This window comes from Streptomyces sp. NPDC015125, assembly GCF_043080045.1.
In the GTDB taxonomy this organism is placed as follows: Bacteria; Actinomycetota; Actinomycetes; order Streptomycetales; family Streptomycetaceae; genus Streptomyces.
Genome location: NZ_JBIBVF010000024.1, coordinates 1 through 23,117, shown reverse-complemented (window position 1 = coordinate 23,117; position 23,117 = coordinate 1). Strand labels below are relative to the sequence as shown.

Below are 23,117 nucleotides of genomic sequence, written 5' to 3'. Positions count from 1 at the left end.
CGCCCTTGGGGGCGGGCCCGCTTTCGCATGTGCGGGCGGGCGGTGGCGGGGCCGGTCCGCCGTGGCCGGGGGAGGCGCCCGTGCGGAACGACTGCCCGCGGCGTGAGGGAGGATTGCTGTCGTGAGTGACGAAGTGGAGCCCGGGTTCGTCCGGGTGCGGATGGACCTTTCCTACGACGGAAAGGACTTCTCCGGGTGGGCGAAGCAGGCCGGTGGCCGGCGGACCGTGCAGGGGGAGATCGAGGACGCGCTGCGGACGGTGACGCGGTCCGGGGAGACCTATGAGCTCACCGTGGCCGGGCGGACGGATGCGGGGGTGCATGCGCGGGGGCAGGTGGCGCAGGTGGATCTGCCCGGGGCGGTGTGGGCCGAGCACCGGGACAAGCTGCTGCGGCGGCTGGCCGGGCGGCTCCCGAAGGATGTGCGGGTGTGGCGGCTGGCCGAGGCGCCGTACGGGTTCAATGCGCGGTTCTCGGCGATCTGGCGGCGGTATGCGTACCGGGTGACCGATCACCACGGGGGCGTGGATCCGCTGCTGCGGGGCCATGTGCTGTGGCACGACTGGGAGCTGGACGTCGAGGCGATGAACGAGGCCTCGCGGCCGCTGCTGGGGGAGCACGACTTCGCGGCGTACTGCAAGCGGCGGGAAGGCGCGACGACGATCCGTACGCTGCAGGAGCTGAGCTGGTCGCGCGGGTCGGACGGGATCATCACGGCGACCGTGCGGGCGGACGCCTTCTGCCACAACATGGTGCGGTCGCTGGTGGGGGCGATGCTGTTCGTCGGCGACGGGCACCGGCCGGTGGAGTGGCCCGGGAAGGTGCTGGCCGCCGGGGTGCGGGACTCCGCCGTCCATGTCGTACGGCCGCACGGGCTGACGCTGGAGGAGGTCGGCTATCCGGCCGACGAGCTGCTGATGGCGCGCAACCAGGAGGCGCGCAACAAGCGGACGCTGCCCGGGGGCGGCGGCGGGGGCGGCTGCTGCTGAGCGGTGGCCCGTGGAGCCTTCGGGGCGCCGCCGGGAAGGGCGGCGCCACCGGAAGCGGTCAGGACTTGCCGGCCTTCTTCCGGGCGTCCCTGAGCTGCTGTTCGGCAGCCTTGGCGGCCTGGTCCTTGCCGCGCTGGGTGATCTGGCTGAACGCGTAGGCGCCGCCGTCCCGGGCGATCTGCCGGGCCTTGGTCTCCGTGTTGGTGACGTCCTTGCCGTTGAGGTAGCCGGCGATCGTGAAGTAGGCGTAGCGGCCGGTGGCGTTGGTGGCCATCCGGCACTTCGTGCCCTGGCAGAAGTCCCCGGGGACCCCGCCGCCGGGCAGCGGCATGAGGTTGGCCTTGTTCTCGTTCACGACCTTGGCGGCCTGGGCGGGCGAGTCGAAGACCGCGACGCCGAGGGTGACCGCGACGCCGCCCTTGGCGTAGGTGGCGCGCAGCAACTGCTTGCAGCCGTTGTGGGACAGCGAGGAGACGAGCGGTCCCTGGGCGGCCGCGGTGCAGTCCTTGGTGGTGGCGGTCTTGGTGCGCGGGTAGGTGTGCGCGCCGACCACCATGCTCTTCTGCCCGAAGAGGGTGGCCGGGGTGAGCGGCGCCTTGTCCTTCTTGGGGTCGGAGATGAAGTCCCGCGGGTTGGGCGGGGGCGGCACGGAGACGTCGGGGAAGGACGGCTGGTCGTCCGGCGCCGCGGCCTGGTCGGATGCCGTGGGCGACGCCGTCGGATTGCCGCTCGGCGAGCCACTGCCGCCGGCTATGACGGCGAAGGTGACGATGCCGGCCACTGCGAGGGCCGCCAGCGCTCCGCCTCCGATCCACAGCCGGCGTTTGCGCCGGGCCTGTACCTCGCTCTCCGCGGCGAGTGCGCCCCAGTCGGGAGTGGACGACGGAGAACCCCCGGGGCCGTCGAACGGCCCCCCTTGCCCAAAGCTCATGCCGCGCATCCTAATGGGGTTGGTGGAACGCCCGGAGGCCGGTCACAATCCCGCTCATGGGACATCTTGAGGCCGGACATCTGGAGTACTACCTGCCGGACGGGAGGGTCCTGCTGGGAGACGTGTCCTTCCGGGTGGGGGAGGGCGCGTCGGTCGCGCTGGTGGGAGCCAACGGCGCCGGCAAGACAACGCTGCTGCGGCTGATCGCGGGGGAGCTCCAGCCGCACGGCGGAGCGGTGACGGTCAGTGGCGGGCTGGGCGTGATGCCGCAGTTCGTGGGCTCCGTACGGGACGAGCGCACGGTGCGTGACCTGCTGGTGTCCGTGGCCCAGCCACGGATCAGGGCGGCGGCAGCGGCGGTGGACGCCGCGGAGCTGGCGATGATGACCGCCGAGGGCGACGACGAGGCCGCGCAGATGGCCTATGCCCAGGCGCTCAGCGACTGGGCCGAGGCGCGCGGCTACGAGGCCGAGACGGCCTGGGACATCTGCACGACGGCGGCCCTGGGGATGCCGTACGAGAAGGCGCAGTGGCGGCAGGTGCGCACGCTGTCCGGGGGCGAGCAGAAGCGGCTGGTGCTGGAGTCGCTGCTGCGCGGCACGGACGAGGTGCTGCTGCTGGACGAGCCGGACAACTATCTGGACGTGCCCGGCAAGCGCTGGCTGGAGGAGCAGCTCCGGCAGACCCGTAAGACGGTGCTGTTCGTCTCGCACGACCGGGAGCTGCTGGCCCGTTCCGCGGAGAAGATCGTCAGCGTCGAGCCGGGGCCCGCGGGCTCCGACGTATGGGTGCACGGCGGCGGCTTCGACACCTACCACGAGGCGCGCAAGGAGCGCTTCGCCCGCTTCGAGGAGCTGCGGCGGCGCTGGGACGAGAAGCATGCGCAGCTCAAGAAGCTGGTGGTCTCGCTGCGGCAGGCGGCCTCGGTCAGCCACGAGCTGGCCTCGCGCTATGCGGCGGCGCAGACCCGGCTGAAGAAGTTCGAGGAGGCCGGGCCGCCGCCGGAGCCGCCGCGCGAGCAGGACATCACCATGCGGCTGCGCGGGGGGCGCACCGGCGTACGGGCGGTCACCTGCGAGCGCCTGGAGCTGACCGGTCTGATGAAGCCGTTCGACCTGGAGATCTTCTACGGCGAGCGGGTCGCGGTCCTCGGTTCCAACGGGTCGGGCAAGTCCCACTTCCTGCGGCTGCTGGCCGGGGACGACCAGAACCCCGTCGCGCACACCGGCAGCTGGAAGCTGGGCGCCCGGGTGGTCCCCGGCCACTTCGCGCAGACGCACGCACACCCCGAGCTGATGGGCCGCACCCTGCTCGACATCCTGTGGACCGAGCACGCCAAGAACAAGGGCCAGGCCATGTCGGCGCTGCGCCGCTACGAACTGGAGCAGCAGGCCGAGCAGCGCTTCGAGCGGCTCTCCGGCGGCCAGCAGGCGCGCTTCCAGATCCTGCTGCTGGAGCTGTCCGGCACCACCGCGCTGCTGCTCGACGAGCCGACGGACAACCTGGACCTGGAGTCGGCTCAGGCGCTGCAGGAGGGGCTGGAGGCGTATGAGGGGACGGTGGTGGCGGTGACACACGACCGGTGGTTCGCGCGGTCCTTCGACCGGTTCCTGGTGTTCGGCTCGGACGGGCTGGTACGGGAGACGGCGGAGCCGGTGTGGGACGAGCGGCGGGTGGTGCGCGAGCGGTAGGGGCGTCGGTGGGCGTGTCGGGCCGGGCCCGGGGTGTCCGCGGCGCGCCGGCGGCTTGCGCCGGTGACGGTGCGGATGGGTACCGTGTGGCGGCCGGTACTCACGGTGACCGGGGAGACGGCGGAGGCCGGTACCGCACGCCGGTTCGGGGGGCGTTTTGACCCCACCGGGGCCGGGCCGGTATTCTGCCTGTTCGTTATGCGTATTGGCTTGCTCTATCTCACGTGAGGGGGCCCTTACGCGGTCCACCGGGCCGATGACCAGCGACGGACGATCGGGTTGCGTCACCCGTAGTGCCGCTCCTGCTGGTGTGATCGGTAGTGGTGACCAGTACAGGACCCGTCCCCGAGGCCTCAGGCTCTGGGGACACCCCACCTCTGAAGAAGCGAAGGCTAACCGTGCGTACGTTCAGCCCCAAGCCCGGCGATGTCCAGCGCCAGTGGCACATCATTGACGCGCAGGACGTTGTCCTGGGCCGTCTGGCCACCCAGGCCGCGTCCCTCCTGCGGGGTAAGCACAAGCCCGTTTACGCGCCGCACGTTGACATGGGCGACTTCGTCATCATCGTCAACGCCGACAAGGTGCACCTGTCCGGCAACAAGCGGACCCAGAAGATGGCCTACCGCCACTCGGGTTTCCCGGGTGGTCTGCGCTCCGTCCGCTACGACGAGCTGCTCGACAAGAACCCCGAGAAGGCCGTCGAGAAGGCCATCAAGGGCATGCTCCCCAAGAACACCCTCGGCCGTCAGATGCTCTCGAAGCTGAAGGTCTACGCGGGCGCCGAGCACCCGCACGCTGCGCAGCAGCCGGTCCCGTTCGAGATCACCCAGGTCGCGCAGTAAGTCCGGCCACCCCCTAAGACGACAGAGAATTCTGAGGAGCATCGTGGCCGAGACCACTCCCGAGACCGTCATCGAGAACGACGACGCCGTCGAGGAATACACCACTGAGACCGAGGTCGTGGAGTCGGAGTACACCTCCGAGTCCCTCGCCTCCCGCTTCGGCGACCCGCAGCCGGCCGCCGGCCTGGGCCGTCGCAAGAACGCCATCGCCCGCGTCCGGATCGTTCCGGGCACCGGCCAGTGGAAGATCAACGGTCGCACCCTTGAGGGTTACTTCCCCAACAAGGTGCACCAGCAGGAAGTCAACGAGCCCTTCAAGGTGCTCGAGCTCGACAACCGCTACGACGTTGTCGCCCGCATCTCCGGCGGCGGCATCTCCGGCCAGGCCGGTGCGCTGCGCCTGGGCGTGGCCCGTGCGCTGAACGAGGCGGACGTCGACAACAACCGCGGCGCGCTGAAGAAGGCCGGGTTCCTCAAGCGTGACGACCGTGCGGTCGAGCGCAAGAAGGCCGGTCTGAAGAAGGCCCGTAAGGCGCCGCAGTACAGCAAGCGCTAATCCGCGCTCGCTGCGACATGCAGCACTTGGCGAACGCCCCGGTGGCACGGATCCGTGCTGCCGGGGCGTTCGGCTATCCAGGACCTGGGGCGTATACCTGGACTTAATGCTCTGGTCCAAGCTCATCTACTCGGAGGACACCAGTGGGACGACTCTTCGGCACGGACGGTGTGCGCGGCGTCGCCAATGCGGATCTGACGGCGGAGCTGGCGCTCGGTCTGTCGGTCGCTGCGGCGCATGTGCTCGCGGAAGCGGGCACGTTCGAAGGTCACCGGCCGGTGGCGGTGGTCGGACGCGATCCACGCGCGTCCGGGGAGTTCCTGGAGGCCGCGGTCGTCGCGGGCCTGGCCAGCGCCGGCGTGGACGTGCTGCGGGTGGGGGTGCTCCCGACCCCGGCGGTCGCCTATCTGACCGGCTCGCTCGGTGCGGACCTCGGCGTGATGCTCTCCGCCAGTCACAACCCGATGCCCGACAACGGCATCAAGTTCTTCGCCCGCGGCGGCCACAAGCTCGCCGACGAGCTGGAGGACCGGATCGAGAAGACCTACCGGGCACACAGCTCCGGTGAGCCCTGGGAGCGGCCGACCGGCGCCGGTGTGGGCCGGGTCACCGTCTATGACGAGGGCTTCGACAACTATGTCGCGCATCTCGTCGGCGTGCTGCCCAACCGCCTGGACGGGCTGAAGATCGTCATCGACGGTGCGCACGGTGCGGCGGCGCGGGTCTCGCCCGAGGCCTTTGCGCGGGCCGGCGCCGATGTCATCACGATCGGCACCGACCCCGACGGCCTGAACATCAACGAAGGCTGTGGCTCCACCCACCTCCAGCTGCTGCGTGCGGCCGTCGTCGAGCACGGCGCCGACCTGGGTGTCGCCCACGACGGCGACGCGGACCGCTGCCTGGCCGTGGACCGCGAGGGCAACGAGGTCGACGGCGACCAGATCCTGGCCGTGCTGGCGCTCGGGATGCGCGAGGCGGGGATGCTGCGCAAGAACACCGTCGTCGCCACCGTGATGTCCAACCTGGGCTTCAAGCTGGCCATGGAGCGCGAGGGCATCGACCTCGTCCAGACCGCGGTCGGCGACCGCTACGTCCTGGAAGAGATGAAGGCGCACGGCCTCGCGCTGGGCGGTGAGCAGTCCGGCCATGTGATCGTGCTGGATCATGCGACGACCGGCGACGGCACGCTGACCGGTCTGATGCTGGGTGCCCGGGTCGCCGTGACGGGCCGGCCGCTGGCCGACCTGGTGGGCGTCATGGAGCGGCTGCCGCAGATCCTCGTCAACGTCCCCGACGTCGACAAGTCGCGGGTGACCACCTCCCCCGAGCTGACCGCGGCGGTTGCCGAGGCGGAGCGGGAGCTGGGTGCCACCGGCCGGGTGCTGCTGCGGTCGTCCGGCACGGAACCGCTGGTGCGGGTGATGGTGGAGGCCGCGGACATCGAGCAGGCGCGGGCGGTGGCCGAGCGGCTGGCCGACGCGGTCAAGTCCGCCTTGGGCTGAGCGCTTTCGCCGCTCTCCGGGCCTGTCCTCCTAGCGGAGGGCGGGCCCGGTGTCATGCCGGGCCCACAGCAGCTTCTGTGCCACCAGGGTGAGCGTGCCGGCGAGGACGATGCCGGCCAGGTTGAGCAGGAGCTGTTCCATGGAGTGCCAGGCCTGGCCGTACTCCTGGTAGCCGAGGGCCACCGCGGCGTTGGCGGCGGCCGGGACCGTGGTCACGGAGATCGCCACCCCGACCAGGGCGCCGGACTTCGCCGATGTCAGCGAGAGCACCCCGGCGGTGCCGGCGAGCACGGCGACGACGAACGAGAACCAGTCGGGCCGGTAGATGAAGTTGGTGTTCGGGCGCGCGGCTCCCAGGTCCTCGATGTGGAAGAGGCCCACCGCGTCCATGAAGAGGCTGAAGCCCACGGTGACCGCCATCGCCAGCGCGAAACCGACGAGCAGCGCCTGGAGAGAGCGCCAGGCCAGGCGCGGTGCCCGCTGGACGAGCGCGGTGCAGATACCGGCCAGCGGGCCGAACTCCGGGCCGACCGCCATCGCGCCGACGATCAGAATGGCGTTGTCCAGGACCACACCACAGGCCGCGATCATCGTGGCGACCGTCAGGAACGCCAGGTAGGTCGCGGAGAGTGTGGACTCCTCGTGGGTGGCGTCGGTCAGTGACTCCCACAGCACGGCGTCGGCGCCCTCGCCGGGGGCGTCGTCCGCCGCCCGGTCGGCCCGCCGGGACAGCGACAGATCGATGTGCTCCAGCGCGATGGAACCGGTCCGTTCCAGCTCCCTCGCCCGGAGCCCGGCCAGCAGCCCGTCGGCGGCCTCCCGGGCGACATCGCACATCACCACATCGCCCTGCGGATCGCGGGCCGCCCCGGGCAATACCACCAGATGGGTCACTCCGACGGTCGTCTCCAGCAGCCGGAGCACGTCGTCCGTGCGGTTCCCGGGGACGATCAGGCGTAGATGCAGCACGGCGTGCGACTCCCTAGAGCTTGCGCAACGACAGCCGCTGCACCTTGTGGTCAGGACCCTTGCGCAGCACCAGGTTCGCGCGGCCGCGGGTCGGGGCCACGTTCTGCTGCAGGTTGGGCTTGTTGACGGTGCGCCAGATCATCCGTGCGTAGTCGAGGGCCTCGTCCTCGGAGACCTGGGTGTACTTGCGGAAGTACGAGAACGGGTTCTGGAAGGCCGTCTCGCGCAGCTTGCGGAAGCGGCCGAGATACCACTTCTCGATGTCCTCGGTGCGGGCGTCGACGTAGACGGAGAAGTCGAAGAAGTCGGCGAGTCCGAGGCGGGTGCGGCCGTCCTTGCCGGGCAGCGCCGGCTGCAGGACGTTCAGGCCCTCGACGATGAGGATGTCCGGGCGGTGCACGGTCAGCCGCTCGCCGGGCACGATGTCGTAGACGAGGTGGGAGTAGACGGGTGCGGTGACCTCGGCCTTGCCGGACTTCACATCCGCGACGAAGCGGGTCAGCGCCCGCCGGTCGTAGGACTCCGGGAAACCCTTGCGGGACATCAGGCCGCGGCGGTGCAGCTCGGCATTGGGAAACAGGAAGCCGTCGGTGGTGACCAGTTCGACCCGCGGATGCTCGGGCCAGCGGGCCAGCAGCGCCTGCAGCAGCCGGGCGGTGGTGGACTTCCCGACGGCCACGCTGCCCGCGACCCCGATGACGAACGGGGTGCCGGGCTGGGGGCCGCTGCCCACGTCGCCGAGGAAGGTGTTCAGCGCGCCGCGCAGATTGCTGGTGGCGCCGACATAGAGGTTGAGGAGCCGGGACAGCGGGAGATAGACGTCGCGCACCTCGTCGAGGTCGATGACATCACCCAGGCCCCGCAGCCGTTCGACCTCGTCGGCCGTCAGGGGCAGTGGGGTCTTCTCCCGTAGGGCGCTCCACTGTGCGCGCGTCAGGTCGACGTACGGAGAGCCGTCGGCGCGGCGTCGTTGCTGCGGATCGGTCGTCAGGGGCACGCGCCCATTGTGCGCAGCCGCCACACGCCGTTCATATCGGGGTGCCCGGCCGAGCCCCCCGATATGCCCAGGGGGCAGCCCGGAGGCCGGTCTTGTGGACGTCGGGGCGGGCTTGGGGCTTCTCTGCCTGCGTGTCTGTACCCGAGGGATTTTGCCCGGTACGGTCGGCAGCGGGGAGCGGCCTGTCCACGGGCCGAGGACGGCCCGGCTTCGGGCCGAGGACGATTCAGGGGGTGCGTGTGGGAGCGCGTAGGGCCGGCCTGCTGGGACAGTGGCCGTGGGGGAGGACCATAAGCGCGACCGGGGGCCGGGCGGCGGATGCCGCATCGGACGGGTTCGCCGCGCGGGTGTACGCCGAGCTTGCGGAAGAGCTGCCGGACGAGGATCTGGGCGAGGATTTAGGTGATTTCCTGGAGCGCCACGAGCCGGGCAGCGAGCTCGGGGCGGACGCGGAGGCGGACGAGGAGTTCCTGGAGACGGTGCGGGAGGCGCACGGCCGGATAGCGCGGGGGTATTGAGGGCGGTGGGCACCCGCTGGAGAGCCGTGGGAGCGTCACCGAGGTCGTCAGGCCAGAGCCTCACAGGGGATCAATCAGGAGTGCGTGGAGGTCGCCCGCACCGCCGACGGTGGTCGGGCCGTCCGGGACAGCAAGGACCGTGAGGGCGGGACGCCGTTTCACACGCCTGGTGCGTGGGCCGCGTTTGTCGGGGCCGTGCGGGCCGGGCTTTTCGATCGGTGACTCGCCGGTACATGCCGCCGCCGGTGGCTCAGGGCCCCGGCGTACCCTGCCCCCATGTGCGGAATCGTGGGATATGTGGGCGGGCAGAGCGCCCTTGACGTCGTCCTGGCCGGTCTGAAGCGGCTGGAGTACCGCGGCTATGACTCGGCGGGTATCGCCGTGCTGGCCGATGGCGGGCTGGCAGCGGCCAAGAAGGCCGGCAAACTCGCCAATCTGGAGAAGGAGCTGGCCGACCGTCCGTTGCCGGCCGGCTCGACCGGTATCGGGCACACCCGGTGGGCCACCCACGGCGGGCCCACCGACGGGAACGCCCACCCCCATATGGACAACGCCGGCCGGGTCTCCGTCGTGCACAACGGCATCATCGAGAACTTCGCCGGGCTGCGCGCGGAACTCACCGACCGCGGGCACGAGTTGGCGTCCGAGACGGATACCGAGGTCGTGGCGCATCTGCTGGCCGAGGCCTACTCGTCCTGCGGGGAGCTGGCCGAGGCGATGCGGCAGGTCTGCCGGCGGCTGGAGGGTGCGTTCACGCTGGTCGCGGTGCATGCCGATGAGCCGGACGTGGTGGTCGGGGCGCGCCGGAACTCGCCGCTGGTGGTGGGGGTCGGGGACGGTGAGGCCTTCCTCGCGTCGGATGTGGCGGCGTTCATCGCGCACACCCGTGAGGCGATCGAGCTGGGGCAGGACCAGGTGGTGGAGCTGCGCCGGGAGGCGGTGACGGTCACCGGCTTCGACGGGGCGCCCGCCGAGGTGCGCGAGTACCACATCGACTGGGACGCCTCGGCCGCCGAGAAGGGCGGCTACGACTACTTCATGCTGAAGGAGATCGCGGAGCAGCCGAAGGCTGTTGCCGACACGCTGCTGGGGCGGATCGACGCTTCGGGGGAGCTGTCCCTGGACGAGGTGCGGATCCCGCCCGCCGAGCTGCGCGAGGTCGACAAGGTCGTCATCGTGGCCTGCGGGACGGCGTACCACGCGGGGATGATCGCCAAGTACGCGATCGAGCACTGGACGCGGATTCCGTGCGAGACCGAGCTGGCGAGTGAATTCCGCTATCGCGACCCGATCCTGGACCGGCGGACGCTGGTCATCGCGATCAGCCAGTCCGGCGAGACCATGGACACCCTGATGGCGCTGCGTCATGCGCGCGAGCAGGGCGCGAAGGTGCTCGCCATCTGCAACACGAACGGCTCGACCATTCCGCGGGAGTCGGACGCGGTGCTGTACACGCACGCCGGGCCCGAGGTCGCGGTGGCGTCGACAAAGGCGTTCCTGACGCAGTTGGTGGCCTGCTACCTGGTGGCGCTGTACGTCGCGCAGGTGCGGGGCACGAAGTGGGGCGACGAGATCCGGGACGTGGTGCGCGAACTGGCGGCCATCGGCACCCAGGTCGACCAGGTGCTCGGGACGATGGAGCCGGTCCGGGAGCTGGCGCGCTCCCTCGCCGACAAGAACACCGTGCTGTTCCTCGGCCGGCACGTGGGCTATCCGGTGGCGCTGGAAGGTGCGCTCAAGCTCAAGGAACTCGCGTATATGCACGCGGAGGGCTTTGCGGCCGGGGAGCTCAAGCACGGGCCGATCGCGTTGATCGAGGACGATCTGCCGGTGGTCGTCGTGGTGCCGTCGCCGCGCGGGCGGTCCGTGCTGCACGACAAGATCGTGTCGAATATCCAGGAGATCCGGGCCCGCGGGGCGCGGACGATCGTGATCGCGGAGGAGGGGGACGAGACGGTGGTGCCCTACGCCGACCACCTGGTGCGGATCCCGCGGACGCCGGTGCTGCTGCAGCCGCTGGTGTCCACGATCCCGCTGCAGGTGTTCGCCTGCGAGCTGGCCACCGCCCGCGGGAACGAGGTCGACCAGCCGCGCAACCTCGCCAAGTCGGTGACGGTCGAGTGATCATCGGGGTCGGGATCGACGTCGCCGAGATCGAGCGCTTCGGCGCGGCGCTGGAGCGTACGCCGGAGCTGGCGCAGCGGCTGTTCATCGAGGAGGAGCTGATACTGCCCAGCGGTGAGCGCCGCGGCATCGCCTCGCTGGCGGCGCGGTTCGCCGCCAAGGAGGCGCTGGCCAAGGCGCTCGGGGCGCCGGGCGGGCTGCACTGGAGCGATGCCGAGGTGTACGTCGAGGACAGCGGGCAGCCGCGGTTGCGCGTACGGGGCACCGTCGAGGCCCGGGCGAAGGAGCTCGGGGTCCGGTCGTGGCATGTGTCGCTGAGCCATGACGCGGGGGTCGCCTCGGCGGTGGTGATCGCCGAGGGATGAGGCCGTTGCGGCGCCCGCCCCCCGTTCGTCGGTGGGCGGGCGCCGTCTTTGCGGGGCGGGACCCCGCGCGGGGAATCCCTCGCGAGCGGAAATCCCCCCGGGGGCCCGTGAGAGAAATGCCGCGCACCCCGTGGGCGAGGGGCGAGACTTGTCGGCATGAGGACTGCCTACAGCGTGGAGACCGTGCGGGCCGCGGAGCGAGAGCTCATGGCCCGGTTGCCCGAAGGGGCCCTGATGCAGCGGGCGGCGGCCGGACTGGCCGCGGCCTGCGCGGAGTTGCTGGGGCGGGTGTACGGGGCCCGGGTGGTGCTGCTGGTGGGCAGCGGCGACAACGGCGGGGACGCGCTGTACGCCGGTGCCCGGCTGGCGCGGCGGGGGGCCGGGGTGGCGGCGGTGCTGCTCTCGCCCGAACGGGCGCACCAGGGCGGGCTGGCCGCGCTGCGGGCCGCCGGGGGGCGCGTCTCGGCCGATGCGCGGCGGGACATCGCACGGGCGGGTCTGGTCGTGGACGGGATCGTCGGGATCGGGGGACGGGGCGGGCTGCGTCCGGAGGCCGCCCAACTCGCGCAGGCCGCCTGGGAGTCGGCGCCGGTGGTGGCGGTGGACCTGCCCAGTGGTGTGGACGCGGACAGCGGTGAGGTCGCCGGGGACGCCGTACGGGCCGACGCCACGGTGACGTTCGGCGCGTACAAACCGGGGCTGCTGATCGACCCGGCGCGGGAGCGGGCGGGGGCGCTGCGACTGGTGGACATCGGGCTCGCGCTGCCGCAGGAGGCCGACGCCGAGGCGTTGCAGCATGCGGACGTGGCGGAGCTGCTGCCGCGTCCGGCGCCCGAGAGCGACAAGTACCGGCGGGGCGTGGTCGGGGTGGTCGCCGGGTCCGCGCGGTATCCGGGGGCGGCGGTGCTCGCGGTGGCGGGCGCGTTGCGGGGCGGCGCGGGGGCCGTGCGCTATGTCGGGCCGGCCGCCGACGCGGTGGTGGCGCACTTCCCCGAGACGCTGGTGCACGCCGGGCCGCCGGACAAGGCGGGCCGGGTGCAGTCGTGGGTGATCGGCCCCGGCATCGGCGAGGAATCGGACGCGCTGGACGATGTGCTGGCGGCGGAGGTGCCGGTGCTGGTGGACGCGGACGGGCTGCGGTTCCTGACGCCGCAGCGGGTCGCCGAGCGCACCGCCCCGACCTTGCTGACGCCGCATGCGGGGGAGGCCGCCGCACTGCTCGGACGCGGGCGCGAGGAGGTCGAGGCGGCCCGGCTGGCCTCCGTACGGGAGCTGGCGGCGCGGTACGGCGCCACGGTGCTGCTCAAGGGCTCGACGACGCTGGTGGCGGAGGCGGACGGGCCGGTGCGGGTCAATCCCACGGGTACCAGCTGGCTGGCGACGGCCGGGAGCGGGGATGTGCTGTCGGGGGTGACGGGGGCGTTGCTCGCCGCGGGACTCACGGCGCGGGACGCGGGATCGGTCGGTGCGTATCTGCACGGGCTGGCGGCCCGCCGGGCGGCCGGGCCGGCCGGCGCACCGATCCTGGCCTCGGAGGTCGCGGGCCATCTGGCGGCGGCCTGGCGGGATGTGACGGACTGACAGCAGCCGACGACGGGCGGCGGATGACGGGCCGACAGCGGGCCATGGGCCGGCCGCCGACGACGGGCCGGCCGCAGGCGACCGGCTGACGGCAGGCGACGGACCGGCGTTACGCCCCGCGGGGGAATGGGGCGGGCACCAGGGCGAACCTGGCGCCCGGCGGGCCGCGCGGCCGCCGCGCCACGGCATGCGTGAGGGCATGAAACGCACTCTTCCGGCGCTGCTGGTCTGCGCCTCGTTGCTCGTTGTCGCCGGGCCGCCCGCGGTGGCCGTGGCACCGTCGCCCGCAGCGGCCGTGACGCAGCCGTCCGCGAGGGCCGTGACACAGCCGTCGGCGAGGGCCGTGAGGCAGCCGTTCGCCGCGTACGGACCGTCCGACCTGGTCCCCGGTTTGCCGCGCACGGTGCGGGCGCCGGGGCGGCAGCTGCACATCGAGTACGTGCCGCGGTCCGAGGCACGGCGCCCCGGCACGAGGGCGCTGCGCTGCAGTGCCGCCACCGGGCCCTACCAGCGGCAGGCGGAGCGTTATCTGCGGCGCGAGGTGGACGGGCGGCAGAGTGCGGGGGACTGCCGGGCGATCCGGCGGTTCCAGCAGGCGCACCGCATTGCGCCGGCGTCCGGATTCGCGGGGCCGGTCACCGGGGCGATGGTGCGGGTGATGCGGGCCAAGAAGGACCCCAACCGGGCCGGTCACTGTCCCGACCGGGCCGAGCGGACCGTGTGTGTCGATCTGAACCGGCAGCTGATGTGGGTGCAGCAGGACGGGCGGGTGATCTTCGACCCGGTGGCGATCCGCTCCGGTGCGCCGACGATGGAGACCCGTACCGGCACGTACCGGATCTATCTGCGGCACCGACAGCACATTTCCAACCTGTACGGCACCTCCATGCCGTACGCCCAGTTCTTCGACCGCGGGGAGGCGCTGCACGGCGTCCACGAGGACATCTTCTCCGGGGCCGGCTCGCACGGCTGCGTCAACCTCACCATGACGGACGCGCGAAGGGCGTGGGAAGTGCTCAATAGGGGCGACATCGTGCACGTCTGGGGGCGGAAACCCGGCGTGTGAGCACGGTTTCCCCGCCCGTCCCCCGGGGATCCGCAAGGTCGCCTGCGACACTGAGGGGGATGAACGAGACAGCGAAGCGTGCCCGTGCCGCCATCGACGTCGCCGCCGTGCGGTCGAACGTCCGTGCGCTGCGGGCCCGTGCACCCCGGGCAGAGCTGATGGCCGTGGTCAAGTCCGACGGCTACGGGCACGGGGCGGTGCGCTGCGCGCGCGCCGCCCGTGAGGCCGGTGCGGGCTGGCTGGGCACGGCACTGCCCGAGGAGGCGTTCGCGCTGCGGGCGGCCGGTGACACCGGGCGGCTGCTGTGCTGGCTGTGGACGCCGGGCGGCCCCTGGCAGCGGGCCGTCGAGCAGGACATCGACGTCGCGGTGAGCGGGCTGTGGGCGCTCGACGAGGTGCGGGCGGCGGCGCGGGCGTGCCGCCGCACCGCCCGCGTCCAGCTCAAGGTCGACACCGGTCTCGGCCGCAACGGCTGCCCGCCCGCCGACTGGCCGGAACTGACCGCCGCGGCCCGGGCCGCCGAGGCCGAGGGCACGGTGACCGTCACCGGCGTCTGGTCGCACTTCGCCTGCGCCGATGAGCCCGGACACCCCTCGATCGCCGCCCAGCTGGACGTCTTCCATGCGGCGCTGAAGACCGCCGAGACGGCCGGGCTGCACCCCGAGGTGCGGCATATCGCCAACACCCCGGCGCTGCTGACGCTGCCCGAGGCGCACTTCGACCTGGTCCGCACCGGCATCGGCATCTACGGCCTCTCGCCCAGCCCCGAGGTCGGCACCTCCCAGGACTTCGGGCTGCGCCCGGCGATGACCCTGGAGGCCTCGCTCGCGTCGGTCAAGCGCGTCCCGGGCGGCCACGGCGTGTCGTACGGGCACCACTACACGACGTCCGGCGAGACCACCCTGGCGCTGGTCCCGCTCGGCTACGCCGACGGCATCCCGCGGCATGCCTCCGGCGTCGGCCCCGTGCTGGTCGCCGGCGAGTGGCGGACGGTCGCCGGGCGGATCGCGATGGACCAGTTCGTGGTCGACCTGCACGGCGCGCACGCCGAGCCGGGCGATCCGGCCGTGCTGTTCGGCCCCGGGGACCGCGGTGAGCCGACCGCCGAGGACTGGGCCCGCGTGGCCGGAACCATCGGGTATGAAATCGTCACCCGGATCGGATCCCGGGTGCCACGCGTCTATGTGGACAGCGGCACGGGGAGCGAAGCCGAAGGAGACAGCGCGCTCACGGGGGGTACGGCATGACCGAGGGACAGGAAGCCGCCGCGCAGGCGGTCGAGACCGCGGCCGAGGTGGCCGGCAACTGGGCGCGGGCGGGCCGGCACGCCGGTGTCGCCGGCGCCGCGATCGGCGTGGTCGCGGCGGGTGCCGCGGCCGGTGTGGCGATAGAGCGGATGACGGTCGGCCGCGGGATGCGGCGCCGCGCACGGCTCGCGCTGGACGCCGCGGGCCCGTACGGCACGCTGCGCGGCACCCCGGGTGCCGCGATCGCCGAGGACGGCACCGAGCTGTACTACGAGGTCGACGAGCCGGGCCCGCCGGAGAAGGACGACGGGGCGGCCAAGGGCGCGGTGAACGGCAAGCCCGGCAAGCACGGCAAGAACGACCGGTCCGCCAAGCCGGTCCGCGGCAAGGAGGCCCGCGCCGCGCAGGAGGCCCACGGCGGTCTGCGCAAGCGGCTGACGGCGGTGCTGGGGCGGCGCTCCGCGGCTCCCACGGTCGTCTTCAGCCACGGCTACTGCCTGAGCCAGGACTCCTGGCACTTCCAGCGCTCCGCGCTGCGCGGCACGGTGCGCACCGTCCACTGGGACCAGCGCAGCCACGGCCGCTCCTCACGCGGCCACGGCCAGATCGACGGCACGGAACCGGTCACCATCGACCTGCTGGGCCGGGACCTGAAGGCGGTGCTGGACGCCGCGGTCCCCGAGGGACCGATCGTGCTGGTCGGGCACTCCATGGGCGGGATGACGGTGATGGCGCTGGCCGACCAGTTCCCCGAGTACGTCGCGGAGCGGGTGGTCGGGGTGGCCCTGATCGGCACCTCCGCAGGACGGCTCAGCGAGGTCGGCTTCGGGCTGCCGTCCATGGGCGTCAAGGCCTTCCACTGGCTCGCGCCGGGCGTCCTCAAGGCGCTGGGCTGGCAGCACGAGATCGTCGAGCGCGGGCGGCGGGCCACCGCCGATCTCTTCGCGGGGCTGATCAAGCGGTACTCGTTCGGGACGCCGGAGAAGGTGGACCCGGGGATCGCCCGGTTCGGCGAGCGGCTGATCGAGGCGACCCCGATCGATGTGGTCGCCGAGTTCTTCCCGGCGTTCGCGGTGCACGACAAGACCGAGGCGCTGGTGGCGTACGACGCGGTGCCCGCACTGGTGCTCGCCGGGGAGAGCGATCTGATCACGCCCGCCGACCACAGCCGGACGATCGCCGAGGTGCTGCCGCACGCGGACCTGGTGTGTGTGCCCGGCGCCGGGCATCTGGTGATGCTGGAGCGGCCCGAGCTGGTCAATGAGCAGCTGGTGTCGCTGGTGGAGCGGGCGAGCGTGGCGGCCCGCAGCTCGCGGCACGCCCGCGCCTGAGGCGCCGGGCGGCAGGCTGTGCCCGGCCGGGCGGGGCACAGCCTGCCGCCCCGCGGCGGCACCGCCGAGGGGCGGCGGCCGGGCGCCGGGCGGGACGTACCATTTGCGGCATGAGCACCACCGGAGCGATTGCGCACGTCACCGTCAAGTCTCCCGAACAGATGCAGGAGTTGGGCCGCCGGCTGGCCCCGCTGCTGCGCCCCGGCGACCTGGTACTGCTCACCGGTGAGCTGGGCGCCGGCAAGACGACGCTGACCCGTGGCCTGGGCGAGGGGCTGGGCGTACGCGGCGCCGTGACCTCGCCGACCTTCGTCATCGCCCGGGTACACCCCTCGCTGACCGGCGGTCCCGCGCTGGTGCATGTCGACGCGTACCGGCTCGGCGGCGGGCTGGACGAGATGGAGGACCTGGACCTCGATGTCTCGCTGCCGGAGTCGGTGGTGGTCGTGGAGTGGGGCGACGGCAAGGTCGAGGAGCTTTCCGAGGACCGGCTGCACGTGGTCATCGGGCGCGCCGTGGGTGCGGATGCACCCGGTGGTGCGGGCGGGCATCCCGAGGACGACGTGGACGATGTGCGCGAGGTGACGGTCACCGGTCTCGGCGCCCGCTGGGCGGACGCCGGCCTGCTCGCGCTGGAGACCTGCTGACGGCTTCCCCCAGGCCTGACGGCGGTTGTGGCGGCGGTTGTGGCGGGGGCCGTGGCAGCGGACCGGCGGGCGCCGATCCGGCCGGCACCGCCCGGTAGTTTCCGACAAGCCGTCGGTAAGATGTTGCGCACCTGGTGCCGGGCGTGGTGACATGGGTGGAGACCCCAGTTAGGTCAGCCTAAGTAGCAAGCCTAGCTTCTGTCGCTCGTCCCAGGAGCCCCGGGAGGCGTCCATGTCGGCCCACCAGCCCCCCACTACGCCTGAAAGGCGCGGGGGCACCCCCGTCGCGGCGGCCGGGTGCGCCGCGCGCGAGACGCCGACCATGAATGAACTGCTGGCGGCGGGTGCCGCGGCCAGCGCCGTTTCCACGCCCCCGGACGCCGCCGAGGAAGCCGACCGGGGCAAGCCCGCGAAGCCGGCGGGCGAGCCGGAAGCGGAGGGCGAGGAGCAGGACGGGCCCGGGGTGGCGTCCACCACAGGCCGCGACGCGGCGTAGCCCGTAGGGGCGAATGCGGCGCATGCAGAACCGGCCGGGGTCGCCACCGGCCGGGCCGCGCGGTCAGGAGACCACGACGACCTTGGTGCCGTGCAGGGCGAAGTCCCACATCGCCTTGCCGTCGTCCCGCGACTCACGGATGCCGCCGGTCCGCTTCGACGAGCCCGGGGCGGGCATGGAGCCGTCGACGGCCGCGCTGAAGCCGATGGTGACGCCTTCCACACTCGCGAACCGCACCACATGCTCGATCGCGATGCCGTCGGAGCCCGTGACGCTCACCGAACGCGAGCCGACGGCGTACGCGCCCAGCGGCGGGCCGACCGGGCTCGGCGTGACCGGGTACGTACGCACCGCCTTGCCGTCCGCGCCGACCAGCCAGACCCGCTTGGCGTCCAGCGAATAGACGATCCGGCGGCCCTTGCCGGACGACGGCGGGACCGCGGCCGCGGCGGGGGCCTTGTCCTTCTTGCCGCCGCGCTCCGGCGGGCTCTTGGGCACGCTGTGGCGGGTGTCCTTGCGGGTCTGGGTGAGGGTGTCCGGAGCGGACGCCGCGGCCTGGTAGCCGAGCACACCGACCACCACCACGGCAGCCGTGGTCAGCGCGGTGACGATCGTGCTGCTCTTAGCGGGCACCGCTGTGCCACCTTCCTCCCTCTCCCTGCCTTTGGCGGGGAGCCCCGGACCTGGGAATGCCGGGCTGCTTGCTGCTGGGCTACGGGGGCGACGGTAGCACCGCGACAGGTACCACCGGCCGAGCCGTAGTCTTAAGGACGTGCTGCTGCTAGCTCTTGACACCGCCACCCCCGCCGTCACCGTCGCGCTCCACGACGGCACCCGGGTCCTCGCCGAGTCCCGCCAGGTGGATGCGCGCCGCCACGGCGAGCTGCTGCTGCCCGCCGTCGACCGGGTGCTGGCCGAGGCGGGTCTGAAACTCGATGCCGTCAGCGACATCGTGGTCGGCGTGGGCCCGGGGCCGTACACCGGTCTGCGGGTCGGCCTGGTGACCGCCGCGACCTTCGGGGCGGCCCTCGGCGTACCCGTCCACGGCCTGTGCACGCTGGACGGCCTCGCCTATGCCTCCGGGCTCACCGAGCCCTTCGTCGTGGCCACCGACGCCCGCCGCAAGGAGGTCTACTGGGCGCGCTACGAGGCCGGCCCCTCGTCCGGCCACGGCCCTTCGGCGAGCGGCTCCGCCGCGCCCCGCTCGATCACCCGCCTGAGCGAGCCCTCCGTCGACCGTCCCGCGGACATCGCCGACCAGGTGGCCGGCGTCCCCGCCGTGGGCGCGGGCGCCGTGCTCTACGACACGGTCTTCACCGGCCTGCGGCGCGAGGCCCCCGAGCACCAGTCCGCCGGGGCGCTGGCCGCCCTGGCCGCGGGCAAGCTGGCCGCGGGCGAGGAGCTGCCGCCCCCGCAGCCGCTGTATCTGCGCCGCCCGGACGCCCAGGTGCCCGCCAACTACAAGGTGGTCACTCCCCGGTGACCACCCGCCCGTCGCCCGACCGGCGCCCCGCGGCGCCCCCGCCGCCCGGCGGGGCCCCTCGGCCCGGTGCGGTGCTGCGCGAGATGCGCTGGTGGGACATTGCGCCGGTGCTGGAGCTGGAACGGGAGCTGTTCCCCGAGGACGCCTGGTCGCCGGGCATGTTCTGGTCCGAGCTGGCCCATGCGCGCGGCCCGTACGCCACCCGCCGCTACCTCGTCGCCGAACTGGAGGTGCCGCCGCGCCGGGGGTCCCCCCGGACAGCGTCTGGGGGAGGCGCCGATGAGGGGCTTGGGGTCTCCCCTGCTCGAACGGAGCCGAGAGCCGGGGGAAGGCCGGGTGCCGGGCGGGACGGCCGGCTGGTCGGCTACGGCGGGCTGGCCGCCGTCGACGGCACCGGCGACATCCAGACCATCGCCACCGCCCGCGACCAGTGGGGCACCGGCCTCGGCGCCCGGCTGCTGACCGAACTCCTCGGCGCCGCGACGGACTTCGAATGCCACGAGGTGCTGCTGGAGGTACGGGTCGACAACGTACGCGCGCAGCGCCTCTACGAGCGCTTCGGCTTCGAGCCGATCGGCTTCCGCCGCGGCTACTACCAGCCCGGCAACGTCGACGCCCTGGTCATGCGGCGCACCACCCAGACCTCCTCCGAAGCACCCTCCGTACAAGGAACTTGACACTCATGGCTGACTCACGCGGCGGACCGCTCGTCCTCGGCATCGAGACCTCCTGCGACGAGACCGGTGTCGGCATCGTCCGCGGCCACACCCTCCTCGCCGACGCGGTCGCCTCCAGCGTCGACGAGCACGCCCGCTTCGGAGGTGTGGTGCCGGAGGTGGCCTCGCGCGCCCACCTGGAGGCGATGGTCCCCACCATCCAGCGCGCCCTGAAGGACGCCGGCGTCGCCGCCTCCGACCTGGACGGCATCGCGGTCACCGCCGGACCGGGCCTGGCCGGCGCGCTGCTGGTCGGCGTCTCGGCCGCCAAGGCGTACGCCTACGCCCTGGGCAAGCCGCTCTACGGCGTCAACCACCTCGCCTCGCACATCTGCGTCGACCAGCTGGAGCACGGCCCGCTGCCGGAGCCGACGATGGCCCTGCTGGTGTCCGGCGGCCACTCCTCCCTCCTGCTGGCGCCCGACATCACCTCCGACGTACGCCCCCTGGGCTCGACCATCGACGACGCGGCGGGCGAGGCCTTCGACAAGATCGCGCGGGTGCTGCACCTCGGCTTCCCGGGCGGCCCGGTCATCGACCGTTACGCACGCGAGGGCAACCCCGACGCGATCCGCTTCCCGCGCGGACTGACCGGCCCCCGCGACCCGGTCTACGACTTCTCCTTCTCCGGTCTGAAGACGGCCGTAGCCCGCTGGATCGAGGCCAAGCGGGCGGCCGGCGAAGAGGTGCCGGTGGCGGATGTCTCGGCGTCCTTCCAGGAGGCCGTGGTGGATGTGCTGACCCGGAAGGCCGTCCGGGCCTGCAAGGACAACGGCGTGGACCACCTGATGATCGGCGGCGGGGTCGCGGCCAACACCCGGCTGCGGGCGATGGCCCAGCGCCGCTGCGAGGACGCCGGGATCACCCTGCGGGTGCCGCGGCCCAAGCTGTGCACCGACAACGGTGCGATGGTCGCCGCCCTGGGCGCGGAAATGGTGACACGGGGCCGGGCGGCGTCCGCCTGGGACCTCTCCGCCGACTCGTCCCTGCCGGTCACCGAACCGCATGTGCCCGGGGAGACGGACGAAGAGCCGTCCGCCTCCCAACACCATCACCACGGCCACGGCCACGGCCACGGCCACGACCACGAGATGAGCAAGCACAACCTCTACTCCTGAGGCCGGCCGAGGGCTTGTTCTGTCGTTCTGTGAGTCCTCACGCCTCCCCTGGCCCGAGGTCCGGCCCGAGGTCTTACCCTGGCAGGCAGCACCGGGCGCGCGTGGGGAGGCGGCAGGCTGTGGACTGGTTCTGGTGGGTCTTCGTCTTCTTCATGGCGGGCGGCTTCGCGAAGGTCGCCGACACCGCCCGTACGGCACTGCGGACGCGGCACGAACGCAAGATCGAGCGGCTGGAGACCGCCCGTCAGGAGCGGCAGGAGCTGGCCGCCGCACAGCAGCCGCCGCAGCCGGTGTGCGGCTGTACCCACCACCTCGCCAAGCATGACAAAAAGGGCAAGTGTCATGAGCTGGTGGAGGTCGCGGTCGCCTGGGACGCCGACCACAAGCCGGTGCAGTACGAGGCGGGCCAGTGCACCTGCCAGCAGTACATCGGCCCGCAGCCGCTCTCCCAGATCTACGCCGAGGACCTCACCGACCTGGCGTGAGCACCGGTAGGGACCTGGCGTGAGCGCCGGTCAACGGGCGTCCGCCGCCGGGTGCCCCAGCAGCATCGTGGGGGCGCCGGCGACCCGGGTCAGGAAGATCGTGCAGGAGTTGCGGCCGCCGCCGAGCTTCAGCTTCTTGCGCAGCTCCTCCGGCTCCACCGCCGAGCCGCGCTTTTTGATCACCGCGACGCCGACCTCGCGCTCCCGCAGCAGCGCCTTGAGCCTCTTCACGTGGAACGGCAGCACATCGGTGATCGCGTAGGCGGTCGCGTACGGCGTCTCGGCCAGCCGGTCCGCGGTCAGGTACGCGATCGTCGGATCGATCAGCCGCCCGCCGATCCGCCGGGCGACATCCGCGACCAGATGGGCACGGATCACCGCCCCGTCCGGCTCGTACAGCCAGTCCCCGACCGGCCCCGGTTCGGGGTCCGGCAGCCCCGCGCCCAGCAGCGAGTCCCCGGCCGGGAGCAGGGTGGCGCGGCGGCCGCCGGGCGTGGGGCGGGCCGTCCCGTCCTCCGCCGTGCCGAACCACACCACGGCCTCCTTGACGTCACCCCCGTCCGAGATCCACTCCGTCTCGGCGTCCTCGGGCAGCGCATCGTGCGGCACCCCCGGCGCGATCTTCAACGCCGCGACGGGTGCCCTGCGGGCCGCCTCGACGGCCCATGACAGCGGCGGCGAGTACGCCTCGGGGTCGAAGATCCGCCCGCCCCTGGCTTTGCTGCGCCGTGCCGGATCGACGAACACCGCGTCATATCCTGCCGTGTCGACGTCTGTCACGTCCGCACAGCGCACCTTGATCAGCTCCGCGAGCCCCAGCGCTTCGGCGTTGGCCCGGGCCGCGGCGCAGGCCAGCGGGTCACGGTCCACGGCCAGCACCCGGATCCCGGCCCGGGCCAGCGCGATCGCGTCGCCGCCGATACCGCAGCACAGATCGGCCAGCGTACGGACGCCCTGCGCGGCGAACCGGGCGGCGCGGTGGGCGGCGACCGTGGCGCGGGTGGACTGCTCGACACCGTTCGGCGTGAAGTACATCAGCCACGCATCCGCGCCGAACTTCGCCGCCGCGCGCTGCCGCAGCCGGGCCTGGCCGAGCGCGGCCGAAACCAGCGGCGCGGGGTGGTCGCGGCGCAGCCGGGTGGCTGCCGCGAGCTCGTCCGCCGGGTCGTGGTCGCGCAGCTCGGCCAGCAGCGATTGCCCCTCCGGGGCGATGAGGCCGACGAAAGCGTCTAGGTCGTTCACGGGTGCCATTGTCCTCCCGCGTTTTCGGCTGTCCCGCCGTGGGGGCTGCTCGCCGCTGCGCCTGGCGGCGGGCCGGTCCGCTGCGCTTTGCCTCGGCCCGTTTTTGGCTTTCCCGCCATTGCGCCTGGCGGCGGGCGGGTCCGCTGCGCGGGGCTGTGGGTGCGGTGACGGGCCTCCGGGGCAGGGGTGTGGGACTGCTTCGCTTTACGTCCCACACCCCTG

Annotated in this window: 23 protein-coding genes and 1 pseudogene; 19 read left to right on the top strand and 5 right to left on the bottom strand. The window is 72.6% G+C overall.

Annotation, left to right across the window (positions count from 1 at the left end):
• Positions 1 to 121 precede the first annotated feature (121 nt).
• Positions 122 to 988 (top strand): tRNA pseudouridine(38-40) synthase TruA, encoded by an 867-nt coding sequence (truA, locus tag ACF088_RS33995; RefSeq protein WP_392379741.1) that lies wholly within the window; start codon positions 122 to 124, stop codon positions 986 to 988.
• Between the two features lie 58 nt (positions 989 to 1,046).
• Here truA and ACF088_RS33990 read toward each other — a convergent pair whose 3' ends face one another.
• Positions 1,047 to 1,919 (bottom strand): hypothetical protein, encoded by an 873-nt coding sequence (locus ACF088_RS33990; RefSeq protein WP_392379740.1) that lies wholly within the window; start codon positions 1,917 to 1,919, stop codon positions 1,047 to 1,049.
• A 56-nt stretch (positions 1,920 to 1,975) separates the two neighbouring features.
• Here ACF088_RS33990 and ACF088_RS33985 point away from each other — a divergent pair, with 56 nt between their 5' ends.
• The 4 genes from ACF088_RS33985 (at position 1,976) to glmM (ending at position 6,510) form a co-directional block, all read left to right on the top strand.
• Positions 1,976 to 3,610: an ABC-F family ATP-binding cassette domain-containing protein gene (locus tag ACF088_RS33985; protein WP_392379739.1), complete on the top strand. Its 1,635-nt coding sequence runs from the start codon at positions 1,976 to 1,978 to the stop codon at positions 3,608 to 3,610.
• Positions 3,611 to 4,008: 398 nt separating this feature from the next.
• Positions 4,009 to 4,452 carry a 50S ribosomal protein L13 gene (gene rplM / locus ACF088_RS33980; protein WP_006604900.1) on the top strand — a complete coding sequence of 148 codons (444 nt, stop codon included), beginning with the start codon at positions 4,009 to 4,011 and terminating at the stop codon, positions 4,450 to 4,452.
• 43 nt (positions 4,453 to 4,495) lie between these two features.
• Positions 4,496 to 5,008 (top strand): 30S ribosomal protein S9, encoded by a 513-nt coding sequence (gene rpsI, locus ACF088_RS33975; protein ID WP_018090882.1) that lies wholly within the window; start codon positions 4,496 to 4,498, stop codon positions 5,006 to 5,008.
• Positions 5,009 to 5,151: 143 nt separating this feature from the next.
• Positions 5,152 to 6,510, top strand: coding sequence for a phosphoglucosamine mutase (gene glmM, locus ACF088_RS33970; protein ID WP_392379738.1), 1,359 nt, complete (start codon positions 5,152 to 5,154; stop codon positions 6,508 to 6,510).
• A gap of 30 nt (positions 6,511 to 6,540) precedes the next feature.
• On the opposite strand, the gene ACF088_RS33965 is transcribed toward glmM, so the two are convergent.
• Positions 6,541 to 7,479 carry a DUF389 domain-containing protein gene (locus tag ACF088_RS33965; RefSeq protein WP_392379737.1) on the bottom strand — a complete coding sequence of 313 codons (939 nt, stop codon included), beginning with the start codon at positions 7,477 to 7,479 and terminating at the stop codon, positions 6,541 to 6,543.
• Between the two features lie 13 nt (positions 7,480 to 7,492).
• Positions 7,493 to 8,476, bottom strand: coding sequence for a type I pantothenate kinase (gene coaA, locus ACF088_RS33960; protein WP_392379736.1), 984 nt, complete (start codon positions 8,474 to 8,476; stop codon positions 7,493 to 7,495).
• Between the two features lie 239 nt (positions 8,477 to 8,715).
• On the opposite strand from coaA, the gene ACF088_RS33955 reads away from it, so the two are divergent.
• The 10 genes and pseudogenes from ACF088_RS33955 (at position 8,716) to ACF088_RS33910 (ending at position 17,851) form a co-directional block, all read left to right on the top strand.
• Positions 8,716 to 8,994: a hypothetical protein gene (locus tag ACF088_RS33955; protein ID WP_392379735.1), complete on the top strand. Its 279-nt coding sequence runs from the start codon at positions 8,716 to 8,718 to the stop codon at positions 8,992 to 8,994.
• A 63-nt stretch (positions 8,995 to 9,057) separates the two neighbouring features.
• Positions 9,058 to 9,216 (top strand): annotated as a pseudogene (locus ACF088_RS33950) (DUF397 domain-containing protein); the annotation flags it as partial.
• Between the two features lie 54 nt (positions 9,217 to 9,270).
• Complete coding sequence (gene glmS, locus ACF088_RS33945) at positions 9,271 to 11,118, top strand: glutamine--fructose-6-phosphate transaminase (isomerizing) (protein WP_392379734.1); 1,848 nt, start codon at positions 9,271 to 9,273, stop codon at positions 11,116 to 11,118.
• Positions 11,115 to 11,483, top strand: a complete 369-nt coding sequence (locus tag ACF088_RS33940) for a holo-ACP synthase (RefSeq protein ID WP_392379733.1) — start codon at positions 11,115 to 11,117, stop codon at positions 11,481 to 11,483. The genes glmS and ACF088_RS33940 overlap by 4 nt, the downstream gene beginning before the upstream one ends.
• A 156-nt stretch (positions 11,484 to 11,639) precedes the next feature.
• Positions 11,640 to 13,064 (top strand): NAD(P)H-hydrate dehydratase, encoded by a 1,425-nt coding sequence (locus tag ACF088_RS33935; protein WP_392379732.1) that lies wholly within the window; start codon positions 11,640 to 11,642, stop codon positions 13,062 to 13,064.
• Positions 13,065 to 13,263: 199 nt separating this feature from the next.
• Positions 13,264 to 14,130 carry a L,D-transpeptidase gene (locus tag ACF088_RS33930; RefSeq protein ID WP_392379731.1) on the top strand — a complete coding sequence of 289 codons (867 nt, stop codon included), beginning with the start codon at positions 13,264 to 13,266 and terminating at the stop codon, positions 14,128 to 14,130.
• Positions 14,131 to 14,189: 59 nt separating this feature from the next.
• Entirely contained in the window at positions 14,190 to 15,377 is a 1,188-nt protein-coding gene (alr, locus tag ACF088_RS33925; RefSeq protein ID WP_392379730.1) for an alanine racemase, read from the top strand.
• Entirely contained in the window at positions 15,374 to 16,708 is a 1,335-nt protein-coding gene (locus tag ACF088_RS33920) for an alpha/beta fold hydrolase (protein WP_392379729.1), read from the top strand. The genes alr and ACF088_RS33920 overlap by 4 nt, the downstream gene beginning before the upstream one ends.
• Before the next feature lie 110 nt (positions 16,709 to 16,818).
• Positions 16,819 to 17,355: a tRNA (adenosine(37)-N6)-threonylcarbamoyltransferase complex ATPase subunit type 1 TsaE gene (gene tsaE, locus ACF088_RS33915; protein ID WP_392379728.1), complete on the top strand. Its 537-nt coding sequence runs from the start codon at positions 16,819 to 16,821 to the stop codon at positions 17,353 to 17,355.
• Positions 17,356 to 17,677: 322 nt separating this feature from the next.
• A complete protein-coding gene (locus tag ACF088_RS33910) occupies positions 17,678 to 17,851 on the top strand; it encodes a hypothetical protein (RefSeq protein ID WP_392379727.1) in 174 nt (57 codons plus the stop codon).
• A gap of 63 nt (positions 17,852 to 17,914) precedes the next feature.
• Here the strand turns inward: ACF088_RS33910 and ACF088_RS33905 are convergent, their stop codons facing one another.
• Positions 17,915 to 18,484 carry a L,D-transpeptidase gene (locus tag ACF088_RS33905; RefSeq protein ID WP_392379726.1) on the bottom strand — a complete coding sequence of 190 codons (570 nt, stop codon included), beginning with the start codon at positions 18,482 to 18,484 and terminating at the stop codon, positions 17,915 to 17,917.
• A gap of 139 nt (positions 18,485 to 18,623) precedes the next feature.
• Here ACF088_RS33905 and tsaB point away from each other — a divergent pair, with 139 nt between their 5' ends.
• The 4 genes from tsaB (at position 18,624) to ACF088_RS33885 (ending at position 21,653) form a co-directional block, all read left to right on the top strand.
• A complete protein-coding gene (gene tsaB, locus ACF088_RS33900; RefSeq protein ID WP_392379725.1) occupies positions 18,624 to 19,334 on the top strand; it encodes a tRNA (adenosine(37)-N6)-threonylcarbamoyltransferase complex dimerization subunit type 1 TsaB in 711 nt (236 codons plus the stop codon).
• On the top strand, positions 19,331 to 20,011 hold the full coding sequence (locus ACF088_RS33895) for a GNAT family N-acetyltransferase (RefSeq protein WP_392379724.1): 681 nt from the start codon (positions 19,331 to 19,333) through the stop codon (positions 20,009 to 20,011). The genes tsaB and ACF088_RS33895 overlap by 4 nt, the downstream gene beginning before the upstream one ends.
• A 5-nt stretch (positions 20,012 to 20,016) precedes the next feature.
• On the top strand, positions 20,017 to 21,168 hold the full coding sequence (tsaD, locus tag ACF088_RS33890; RefSeq protein ID WP_392379723.1) for a tRNA (adenosine(37)-N6)-threonylcarbamoyltransferase complex transferase subunit TsaD: 1,152 nt from the start codon (positions 20,017 to 20,019) through the stop codon (positions 21,166 to 21,168).
• Positions 21,169 to 21,287: 119 nt separating this feature from the next.
• The gene (locus ACF088_RS33885) at positions 21,288 to 21,653 is read left to right on the top strand and encodes a hypothetical protein (protein WP_392379722.1); all 366 of its coding nucleotides are present in this window, start codon (positions 21,288 to 21,290) and stop codon (positions 21,651 to 21,653) included.
• A 30-nt stretch (positions 21,654 to 21,683) separates the two neighbouring features.
• Here ACF088_RS33885 and ACF088_RS33880 read toward each other — a convergent pair whose 3' ends face one another.
• Positions 21,684 to 22,904: a methyltransferase domain-containing protein gene (locus tag ACF088_RS33880; protein WP_392379721.1), complete on the bottom strand. Its 1,221-nt coding sequence runs from the start codon at positions 22,902 to 22,904 to the stop codon at positions 21,684 to 21,686.
• Between the last annotated feature and the right edge of the window lie 213 nt (positions 22,905 to 23,117).

Coding starts and splice junctions, on each gene's coding strand:
- ACF088_RS33880 (WP_392379721.1), bottom strand. CDS start 22,904: ATGGCACCCGTGAACGACCTAGACGCTTTCGTCGGCCTCATCGCCCCG.
- tsaE (WP_392379728.1), top strand. CDS start 16,819: ATGAGCACCACCGGAGCGATTGCGCACGTCACCGTCAAGTCTCCCGAA.
- ACF088_RS33935 (WP_392379732.1), top strand. CDS start 11,640: ATGAGGACTGCCTACAGCGTGGAGACCGTGCGGGCCGCGGAGCGAGAG.
- tsaD (WP_392379723.1), top strand. CDS start 20,017: ATGGCTGACTCACGCGGCGGACCGCTCGTCCTCGGCATCGAGACCTCC.
- ACF088_RS33920 (WP_392379729.1), top strand. CDS start 15,374: ATGACCGAGGGACAGGAAGCCGCCGCGCAGGCGGTCGAGACCGCGGCC.
- ACF088_RS33910 (WP_392379727.1), top strand. CDS start 17,678: ATGAATGAACTGCTGGCGGCGGGTGCCGCGGCCAGCGCCGTTTCCACG.
- glmS (WP_392379734.1), top strand. CDS start 9,271: ATGTGCGGAATCGTGGGATATGTGGGCGGGCAGAGCGCCCTTGACGTC.
- ACF088_RS33930 (WP_392379731.1), top strand. CDS start 13,264: ATGAAACGCACTCTTCCGGCGCTGCTGGTCTGCGCCTCGTTGCTCGTT.
- ACF088_RS33990 (WP_392379740.1), bottom strand. CDS start 1,919: ATGAGCTTTGGGCAAGGGGGGCCGTTCGACGGCCCCGGGGGTTCTCCG.
- alr (WP_392379730.1), top strand. CDS start 14,190: ATGAACGAGACAGCGAAGCGTGCCCGTGCCGCCATCGACGTCGCCGCC.
- ACF088_RS33985 (WP_392379739.1), top strand. CDS start 1,976: ATGGGACATCTTGAGGCCGGACATCTGGAGTACTACCTGCCGGACGGG.